6 protein-coding genes are annotated in these 9,972 nt (G+C 48.4%); 3 read left to right on the top strand and 3 right to left on the bottom strand.

From position 1 onward, the window contains the following. Positions 1-120 precede the first annotated feature (120 nt). Together glmS and glmU are read right to left on the bottom strand one after the other, a co-directional pair. Positions 121-1,944, bottom strand: coding sequence for a glutamine--fructose-6-phosphate transaminase (isomerizing) (gene glmS / locus ACN0VA_RS16510; RefSeq protein WP_417822225.1), 1,824 nt, complete (start codon positions 1,942-1,944; stop codon positions 121-123). 24 nt (positions 1,945-1,968) lie between these two features. Beyond that, positions 1,969-3,303 (bottom strand): bifunctional UDP-N-acetylglucosamine diphosphorylase/glucosamine-1-phosphate N-acetyltransferase GlmU, encoded by a 1,335-nt coding sequence (gene glmU / locus ACN0VA_RS16505; protein ID WP_417822224.1) that lies wholly within the window; start codon positions 3,301-3,303, stop codon positions 1,969-1,971. A gap of 102 nt (positions 3,304-3,405) precedes the next feature. Between glmU and gph the strand changes: the two genes are divergently transcribed. After that, positions 3,406-4,074: a phosphoglycolate phosphatase gene (gene gph / locus ACN0VA_RS16500; protein ID WP_417822223.1), complete on the top strand. Its 669-nt coding sequence runs from the start codon at positions 3,406-3,408 to the stop codon at positions 4,072-4,074. A gap of 13 nt (positions 4,075-4,087) precedes the next feature. Here the strand turns inward: gph and ACN0VA_RS16495 are convergent, their stop codons facing one another. After that, positions 4,088-4,864, bottom strand: a complete 777-nt coding sequence (locus ACN0VA_RS16495) for a substrate-binding periplasmic protein (protein WP_417822222.1) — start codon at positions 4,862-4,864, stop codon at positions 4,088-4,090. A gap of 527 nt (positions 4,865-5,391) precedes the next feature. Here ACN0VA_RS16495 and ACN0VA_RS16490 point away from each other — a divergent pair. Continuing rightward, positions 5,392-7,002 (top strand): cytochrome D1 domain-containing protein, encoded by a 1,611-nt coding sequence (locus ACN0VA_RS16490; RefSeq protein WP_417822221.1) that lies wholly within the window; start codon positions 5,392-5,394, stop codon positions 7,000-7,002. A gap of 144 nt (positions 7,003-7,146) precedes the next feature. Next, positions 7,147-9,906 (top strand): NapC/NirT family cytochrome c, encoded by a 2,760-nt coding sequence (locus ACN0VA_RS16485; protein ID WP_417822220.1) that lies wholly within the window; start codon positions 7,147-7,149, stop codon positions 9,904-9,906. The last annotated feature ends 66 nt before the right edge of the window (positions 9,907-9,972 follow it).

Below are 9,972 nucleotides of genomic sequence, written 5' to 3'. Positions count from 1 at the left end.
TCCGATATGACGCTCAAGCGAAGTGCCACGATCTAACAATCGAACTCATGGCACCTTTGGCCTGCGATGAAAAAATAGGCAGTAGTAGACCTAAAAAGTCCTTATCTGCCCCCGTTGGAACTACTCCACGGTGACGGATTTGGCGAGGTTTCTGGGCTGGTCTACATCTGTGCCTTTGTGAACGGCGACGTGATAGGCCAGCAGTTGGACCGGGATAGAATATAGGATCGGGGCAACAAATGGGTCGACATCGGGCATGGTCACGGTGGCGACGCAATGATCAGCCATTTTTTCGACGCCTTCTTTGTCGGCCATGAAAATGACCTTGCCGCCGCGGGCCACGGATTCTTGTGTGTTTGAGGCGGTTTTTTCAAAGTTGCTGTCCATCGGTGCAATGACGATGATCGGCACATTTTCATCAATCAATGCAATCGGGCCATGTTTCATTTCCCCGGCGGCATAACCTTCGGCATGAATATAGGAAATCTCTTTGAGTTTGAGCGCCCCTTCCATTGCGATCGGAAAGCTGGACCCACGCCCGAGATAGAGAACGTCGCGTGCTTCGGCAACGTTTTGTGCGATGCTGCGCAAGGTTTCGTCATGGTTGAGGACTTCTGCCGTGCGGCTCGGGACTTCTGCAATTGCCCGGCAAAGCCGTGCTTCACAATCAACATTAATTGCCTTTTTGGCTTTGGCAAGAGAGATTGCAAAGCAAGCGAGAACGGTTAATTGTGTGGTGAAGGCTTTGGTGGAGGCGACACCGATTTCCGGCCCGGCGTGGGTCAAAAGCACGGCATCTGATTCACGTTCCATCGAGCTTTCCGGCACATTGACGATGGAAAGAATAGACTGCCCTTGTGATTTGGCATAGCGCAATGCCGCCAGTGTATCGGCGGTTTCACCGGATTGAGAAATAAACAGGGCAAGGCCGCCTTCCTGCATGGGGGCCTCGCGATAACGAAATTCCGAAGCAACGTCGATATCGACCCCGATACGGGCATATTGCTCAATCCAGTATTTTGCGACCAGTCCGGCGTAAAAAGATGTGCCGCAGGCCACAATCGTGATGCGGGGAATGTCTTTGAGGTCAAAGGGGAAATCCGGCATGGAAATGGTCTGTGCCGTCGGATTGAAAAAGGTCGATAAGGTATCGCCGATGACTTGCGGCTGTTCGTAAATTTCCTTTAGCATATAATGACGGTGATCCCCTTTGCCGATCAAGGCGCTGGACATGGCGCTTTCTTTGATGTCGCGTTGAACTTCCTGATCGTTTTCATCAAGAAAGATCACCTGATCACGTCCTAAAATGACCCAATCACCTTCATCAAGATAGGCGATTTGTTTGGTGAGGTGGGCCAACGCCATCGCGTCTGATCCCAGATACATTTCACCATCGCCAAACCCGACGGCCAAGGGGCTGCCGCGCCGTGCCCCGATGAGAAGGTCTTCTTCGCCGGAAAAAATAATACCAAGGGCAAAAGCCCCTTCAAGGCGTTTCAAGGTTTTGCTGACGGCATCGCGCGGGGTTGCCCCTTGATCCAGATAATAGGTAATCAATAAGGGGACAACTTCGCTATCGGTTTCTGACAGCGGGTGATAGCCGTTTTTCACCAGTTCAGCGCGAATTTCCTGAAAATTCTCGATAATACCGTTATGGACAACAGCCACTTTCTGGGTTGCGTGCGGGTGCGCATTGGTTTCGTTGGGAATGCCATGCGTTGCCCAACGTGTATGGCCGATACCAACATTGCCGGTGGCCGGAGTGTCGCTGAGCGTTTTTTGGAGGTTGCAAATTTTTCCTTCCGCACGGCGGCGTTCGATCTTGCCTTCGCTGAGGGTTGCAATACCGGCGGAATCATATCCGCGATATTCCAACCGTTTTAGTCCTTCAACCAAAAGAGGGGAGGCTTCTTGTTTTCCGATAAAACCGACAATTCCACACATGTTGATATACTCTATAATAGATATTTATTTGCTGTTTTTGCGAAGGGCTTGTTTGGCGCGGAACTTATCGGACCAGCCAACGAAGTTTTTTTGCGGGGCTCGCGTTAAGGCAAGGTCACCTGCTTCAACGTCTTTGCTGATGGTACTACCTGCACCGACATTGGCATTGTCACCGATTTTGACAGGGGCAACCAAGGCGGTATTGGACCCGATAAAGGCCCCTGCGCCGATGTCCGTATGATATTTGAAGAAGCCGTCATAATTACAGGTAATCGTACCGGCTCCGATGTTGGCCTGGGTCCCAACGCGGGCATCACCGATGTAGCTGAGGTGGTTGACCTTGGCACCTTTTTCGATCACAGCCTTTTTAATCTCAACAAAATTTCCGACTTTGACATCATCATGCAGGTCGGTTCCCGGGCGCAAGCGTGCGTAGGGCCCCATGACAACGCCGTTGCCAACCTTGGTATCTTCCAGATGAGAAAAGGCCTTAATGGTAACATTGTCGCCGATATTTACGCCGGGACCAAAAAAGACGTTGGGTTCCACGACAACGTCACGGCCCAAGCGGGTGTCGAAGCTAAAATGTGTAGAGGCGGGGTCGAGCAGGGTTGCGCCATTGACCATCGCGTGATGGCGCAGGCGGTCTTGGGCGATGGTTTCTGCACGGGCAAGCTCGACACGGGAATTTACCCCCAGAAGCTCATCTTCTTCCCCTTCAACCACACCGCAATGCAAACCGTCTTCACGGGCTAAAGCAACGATATCGGTCAGGTAATATTCGCCAGCAGCGTTATCGTTGGTGATGCGGTCCAGCAAAGGAAATAGCTTTTTACCATTCACACACATAACACCCGAGTTACACAAGGTGATGGCGCGTTGTTCTGCATTGGCATCTTTAAATTCGACAATGGCTTGCAATTCGTCCTGCGCATCGACAATAAGGCGACCATAAGCGCCGGGGTTTTTAGGGCGAAAACCCAGAACGACCACATCGGCACGTTTTCGCGCTTCCAGCATAGCGTGGAAGGTTTGATCAGTGATTAAGGGGGTGTCCCCAAAGGCGATTAAAATATTTTCTTCATCACCGCACATGACGTTTTTTGCGGCAAGGACCGCATGCCCGGTTCCAAGGCGATCTTTTTGTATTGCTGTCTTATGTGGGGCCACTGTTTGTTCAAGTTCTGGCATGTCGGGACCAACGATGCAGACGACCTCTTCGACGCTGGCGCGTTGCAGATTTGCAATGACATGATTGACCATAGGGCGACCCGCCAAAGGGTGCAGAACTTTGGGTTTGGAAGACTTCATACGGGTGCCGAGGCCGGCAGCGAGAACGATGGCAGCAGATTTTGACATAATATTTTGGAGTCGTTCGATGTTGAAAGCACTTGGTTCAATGCCTTTTTAAGCCTAAAAAGGGGCAAGAGCAAACTCAAACATTGTTACGGAATGCTACAAATGCCTTTAAAAGCAGTTATTTTTGATTTGGATGGTACGTTGATTGACAGTGCACCCGATTTACGCACAGCCTGTAATAAAGTGCTTGCTCAATATGGGTATCGTCCGATTACAATTGAAGAAACCATGACATTTGTCGGCAATGGGGCAGCAAAGTTGATGGAACGCGCCTTTCGGGCGAGCGGGAAAGCTGTTGATGTTGACCATGGAGAAATTGACCGCCTGACAACAGCGTTTCTCGAGTTTTATGAAGGCCATGAAGCGGATGAGACCCGTATATATGAGGGGGTTGTTCCCACTTTGCACCAACTGCAAAAAAAGAACCTGCGTCTGGCATTATGCACCAATAAGCCAAGTCGCCCGACTTTAAATCTGTTAAAAGATCTGGGGCTTCAAGACTTCTTTGACGTTGTCGTTGGGGGAGACGAGTTGGAGCATAAAAAACCGCACCCGCAAATGATTTTTCATGTTCTGGAGAGGATGCAGTTATCTGCATGCGAAGCGGTTATGGTCGGCGATAGCCCAAATGATATTGAAGCGGCGAAGCAGGCTTCTATGTTGAATGTGGCGGTTTCTTATGGGTATCGAAAAGTTTCGGTTGAGGAACTCGGTGCTGATATCGTTATTGATCGTTTTTGTGATCTTCCGGATGCCCTTGCGACTTTGTGAAAGGTGTTCTCTATTATTCTTTCTTTTCAATCGTTTGCGTATCCAGCTTTTGAGAAAAGCGGCTGTTGAACTCTTTCAGGAAACGATCTTTCCAAACAGACTTATTTGAGACCAGAATAGGGAAGGTAGGGCTGGATTGTGCAGGGGTTGGGAATATATGGATGGTCTTTCCCAATCCCATGATGTCGGCATAATGTTTGACAACAGCTTGGGCATGAACAATGCCGCTGACCCGGCCAACCTGTAACATTTTTAAACATTCTTCGATCGTTGGGGCGTAGTGAACTTTTACAGGTTTGTTTTGATAAAATTGCGTTGCCCAACCGTTTCCTAATACATCGCAAAAAGTCGATCCCATGACAGGGATTAAATTATCTGGAGATTTCAGTCGTTGATCTGCGGCGCTCTCTTTCAGGGTCGCCAGAACAAACGGCACATAAAAAAGGCTGTCTTGTGTCGGTGTGCTGTAGGTGAGACGCTCCGGCGTCACTGTTGTGATAAAAGCATCCGCGGCGCCGTCACGAATCATTTTTTGTGCACGCCCCCAGGGAACTGCAATGTGTTCAACGCGCATACCCATAATCTGTCCCAATAGATGTTCTACGCGATCAGGCAGAATCCCTTTGGTTTTGCCGTTTTCAATATAAGAAATGGGGTTCCAGTTATTGGCGTAGACGATGCGAAAGACGTTTGCCGGATTTGGTTGATTTGAGTCTTGAGACAAACCGTCCGTATTCCATGCAAGTGTGGCTGGAAAGAGTAGGGCAAGGATCACGGCTGTTCGTTGCATTCAACGGCTCACTTTAAGGTTACAGTCAAATAGGATAACACTCGGATATTGGATTGACCAAGTGATTCGCAGAGAAATTTTAAGGGTCTGTATCTTTCTATCTATTTTTTGAAAAAATTATGAAATTTTGTTCGCAGCAAGGCATGTTTTTACAAAATAGTGGCTGTGAAATATGGCTTTTCCATATGAAAAAGATGGTTTTTGGAAATGGTTTTTCCTTCATAGAATTTCTATGGCAAACCAATTTTTCATCTAATAGTTAATTTATATCAATAACCTAGCTTTTTTATTTAACTGTTTCCGTTTTAAAATAACAGTTTGAAAGAGTGCTTTTTAACCCTCGTACAAATGAGGATACATCCAGATATCATTTTTTCGCCACATTTGATCAACGTAAAGGAATCAGGGTTTGGTCTATGTAAGCATGACGCACTGTTTGAATTAACAGGACCAGCTTGCTTGGGCACAAACAGACGAGATGACCTGAGCCGACTGGACTTTTATTAACCTATATTGGGGGCAATGAAATGCGTAAGTTTGCATTTGGTACTTCAGTGTTGGGACTCGCTGCCGGCTTTATGTTCGGCATGGGTTCCGCCGTAAGTGCCGCAGAACCTACACTGTCTGAAGCTGATTTCGAAGAAGCCAAGCTGCTTTACTTCCAACGCTGTGCAGGCTGTCACGGTGCTGAGCGTAAGGGTGCGACAGGTAAAAACCTTGAGCCGAAAGCGACTCAGAAACTCGGTCAAAAACGTCTGGAAAAAATCATCACACTGGGTACCGAAGGCGGTATGAACAACTTCGATGATATTTTCTCTAAAGATCAGATTTCCAAGCTGGCAACTTACATCCAAATGACTCCGCCGAAACCGGCTGAAATGTCTTTGGAGCAAATGAAGAAAAGCGTAAAGATTTACGTGAAGCCTGAAGATTACGTTAAAAAACCGATGCACGGTCGTAACTGGGAAAACTTCTTCGTCGTTATTCTTCGTGATGCTGGTAAAATGGCCATCATCGATGGTGACACCAAAGAAGTTCTGTCCAAACTTGACGCGGGTTATGCGGTACACGTAACCAAAGAAACTTCTGATGGTCGTTTCTGGTACACCATCGGTCGTGATGGTAAGCAAAACAAAATCGATCTTTGGATGGATCCGCCGCAAGTTGTTGCTGAATCTCAAGTTGCATACGACGCGCGTGACATCGCTGTTTCTCACTATGGTGATTTCAAGGATAAATACGTTATTGCGGGTGGTTACTGGCCGCCGCACTTCGTTATTTCTGACGCTGTAACTATGGAGCCGTTGAAAGTTGTTTCCACACGTGGTGTAAACGTTGACGGTGCCTTCGTAAACGAAGCACGTGTTGCTGCGATTTACAACACGCCGCATGCACCGACTTGGATGGTTGCGGTTAAAGAATTGGGTCAAGTTTGGCAGGTTGATTACTCTGATCTGGACAACCTGCGTATCGAGCAAATGGACTCTCACAAGTTCCTGCACGATGGCTTCTTTGATCCGTCTCAGAAATACTTCCAAATTGCTGCGAACGCGTCTAACCGTATGGAATTCTTCGATACGACTACTCGTAAGTTCGTAGGTTCTCTCGAAACAGGTAAAATGCCGCACCCGGGTCCGGGCGCAAACTGGACTGACGAAAAATGTGGTCCGGTTGGTGCAACTGGTCACATCGGTGAAGGTATGATCACTGTTTGGGGTAACGATCCGGAAGGTCACCCTGATCAAGCTTGGAAAACTTGCTACAAAACCGAAACTGACGGTGCTGGCCTGTTCATCCGTACACACCCGAACTCTCCGTATGTGTTCATGGATCAGCCGAAACACCCGGAACCGGAAATTCAGCAGTCTATCCAAATTTTGGACAAAAAGACTCGTAAAATTGTTAAAACAATCCGCGTAACCGATCGTGAAAAATCTATCGCGCTGCACGGTGAATTTAACAAAGACGGTTCTGAGCTGTGGGTATCCGTATGGGCTCGTGGCGGTAAAGCTGACTGGTTGAACGGTGAAATCGTTGTTTACGATACGAAAACTCTCGAAGAGAAAGCACGTATCAAAGGTCTGGAAACTCCGACTGGTAAATTCAACGTTTACAACCGTGTACACCACGTAACCTGATCTTCAGGCATATCGTGAACTGATTTGGGCGGGCACATTTCATTATCTGTGCCCGCCTTTTTCAAACGAATTCATTATATTATAGTTCTAGCATTTACACGGGAATTATTCTTTCCCGTTCACCCCTACTTTGAGGATTGATCGATGGCCGAGGGTAGCTTTCTTTCACGCCTGTCGAAGATGAAGATTCTAGGTGCCAGCCTTATTGGTGCTGTTGTTATCTTTATCGGCGGTATTGTTTTTTGGGGTGCTTTCAACACGGCAATGGAAGCAACCAACCAGATGGAATTCTGTGTAACCTGTCACGAAATGGATCAGGCAGTTTATCCGGAATACCAACAGACTATTCACTATAAGAACCGTACAGGCGTGCAGGCAACCTGCCCGGATTGTCACGTTCCGCGTCCCTGGGTTTACAAAATTATACGTAAAATCCAAGCGTCCAAAGAAGTTCTTTATTGGTTGACCGGTGAGATTAATACGCTGGACAAGTTTGAAGCCAAACGTCTGACGTTGGCCAAAAACGTTTGGAAAGCGATGAAGGAAACCGATTCACGTGAGTGCCGCAACTGTCACTCATGGGATGCGATGACAGATGAGAAGCAAAAAGCACGTGCGTGGAAGCAGCACCAGAATGCCAAACAAGAAGGCATGACGTGTATTGATTGTCACAAAGGTATTGCCCACCGTAACGTTCATCAATTGATCGAAGATGAAGAAACATTCTATGACGGTAAGCCGAACCCGGCGCGTCTGGACGTTCTTGATCCACGCGAAGAAGTGAAACGTATTGCGGCGGAAAAAGCAGCTAAAGCAAAAGCGGAAGAAGAAGCCAAGAAAAAAGCTGCTGAAGAAGCTGCTGCCAAGGCAGCTGCGGCACGCGCAGCAGCGGAAAAAGCAGGTACGGCCACTGGCGGTGGCAATGCACAAGGTGTTGCATGGGACGCCATTCCCGGTACCGATGTTGATCTGATGTATCCGGGGCAGGCTTCGCTGGAATGGGTTTTCCGTGGTAAAGATCACGGCGGTGCCCGTGCGGTCCGCAAAGTTGGTGATCGTTGTGCGGAATGCCATATCAAAGAAGTTCCTGCAATGGGGGCGAAAATTGTCGGCGGTGAAAAGGCGGAAGCCACACCGATTCCGGGTAAAGCAGCGGCGATCAAAATGAACGTCAAAGCGGCAAACGACGGCAATAATCTTTATATGCGTTACGAATGGGCTTCTAACCCGCATACACCGGTACCGTTTGTAGACGGTGGCAAAATGGATGCGGAAAACCCGTTCAAACTGGCGATGATGATCAATTCCGGTAAGTCCGAAATTGGGGAACAGGCCGGTTGTTGGGCGACATGTCACAATGACAGCCGTTACATGCCGGATGCACCGGAAAAACCGGAAGGCGAAGCCGCCAGCCGTTTGGATGTGTCCACAGGCATTACAAAGTACCTGAACGAAACCCGTACCGAGTTTGAATTTAATGGTCGTGGCGGTAAGCCGCGTGGTGCGTGGGACAAGCTGAAACCTCAAGAAGAGATTGATGCTTTGCTAAAAGATGGCCTATTCTTGGACTTGTTGCGCTATAACAGCGGAACCAAAACGTCTGAAGATGGTCATGTTTTGGAACAACGTGTTATGACCGGTGGTCAAGGTGTCGAGTTCGTACACGAAGAAGTGGACGGTAAAAACGTGGTCTATATGACGCGTAAACTCAGCTCTGACAAACCGGGTGACGTTTCATTTGAAGGCGACAAGCTTTATAAAGTTGGTTTTGCCATCCATGATGACTTTACAGATGCCCGTTTCCACCATGTCTCTATCGATTGGTATCTCGGTCTGAACAACCCGGATGCACAGATCAATGCCATCACCATTGCAGCTCCGGCTGGTGGTGCAGGCAAGGCAGCTTCTTCTGCAGCAGCACCCGCTGCTGCGGGGGGCGCAGCCGGTGGTTCTGTGAACTGGGCTGGTATTGAAGGATTGAAAGTACCGTTGTTCTACCCGGGCCAAGCTTCAATGGAATGGATCTTCCGTGGGAAAGATCACGGTGGTGCGCGTGCGGTTGCCAAAATCGGTGATCGTTGCTCAGAATGTCATGGTAAAGAACAGCCGGACATGGGTAAAAAGATCGTTGGTGGTGAAAAAGCTGAACCGACCCCGATCCCGGGCAAGACAGGTTCTATTCAAGCCGAAGTCAAAGCAGCACACGACGCACAAAACGTATATTTCCAAGTTTCCTGGAAAGATACGGGCGAAGACAATGCTGCACCATTTGTCGATGGTGGCAAAATGGATAAAGACAATCAGGTCAAGCTTGCCATGATGATCTCGCCCATGAAGGAAGAGTTCTTTGGCGCGCAAGCGGGATGTTGGGCAACTTGTCATAATGACAGCCGCTATATGCCGGATGCACCCGAAAAGCCGGAAGGCGAAGCGGCCAGCCGTCTGGATGTGTCCACAGGCATTACCAAGTACCTGAATGAAACACGTACCGAGTTCGAATACAAAGGACGTGGCGGTAAACCGCGTGGTGCGTGGGACAAGCTGAAATCTCAGGAAGAGATTGATGCTTTGTTGAAAGACGGAACTTTCCTTGATCTGATGCGTTTCAAAAGTGGAAACGGCGGTCAGTTTGAAAACGGTTACGTTCTTGAACAACGCGTGATGGGTAAAGGTGTCGACGTTACAGGTCAAGCTGAACTGAAAGACGGCGTCTGGACTGTGACAATGCAACGTCCGTTGATCTCCAACGAAGTGGGCGATGTATCGTTCGAACCGGGTAAAGAGTATATGGTTGGTTTCGCTATTCACGATGACCATACGAATGCTCGTTTCCACCATGTATCTTTGGAATATAAGATGCAGTTGGACAGCCCTGATGCACAAATCAAAGTGATGCAAAAATAAGTTTACTTAAAAGCTGATCTTGCATAGACCCGACTGAGACTTCATACTCTCAGTCGGGTTTTTTGT

It is taken from the genome of Terasakiella sp. (assembly GCF_048267425.1).
Classification (GTDB): Bacteria; Pseudomonadota; Alphaproteobacteria; order Rhodospirillales; family Terasakiellaceae; genus Terasakiella.
The sequence above is the reverse complement of the archived record's forward strand: the minus strand, read 5'-3'. Positions and strand labels throughout refer to the sequence as shown.

What these genes read in the sequence shown, in the direction of transcription:
- glmS (WP_417822225.1), bottom strand. Translation starts at nt 1,944, where the DNA reads ATGTGTGGAATTGTCGGTTTTATCGGAAAACAAGAAGCCTCCCCTCTT.
- glmU (WP_417822224.1), bottom strand. Translation starts at nt 3,303, where the DNA reads ATGTCAAAATCTGCTGCCATCGTTCTCGCTGCCGGCCTCGGCACCCGT.
- gph (WP_417822223.1), top strand. Translation starts at nt 3,406, where the DNA reads ATGCCTTTAAAAGCAGTTATTTTTGATTTGGATGGTACGTTGATTGAC.
- ACN0VA_RS16495 (WP_417822222.1), bottom strand. Translation starts at nt 4,864, where the DNA reads ATGCAACGAACAGCCGTGATCCTTGCCCTACTCTTTCCAGCCACACTT.
- ACN0VA_RS16490 (WP_417822221.1), top strand. Translation starts at nt 5,392, where the DNA reads ATGCGTAAGTTTGCATTTGGTACTTCAGTGTTGGGACTCGCTGCCGGC.
- ACN0VA_RS16485 (WP_417822220.1), top strand. Translation starts at nt 7,147, where the DNA reads ATGGCCGAGGGTAGCTTTCTTTCACGCCTGTCGAAGATGAAGATTCTA.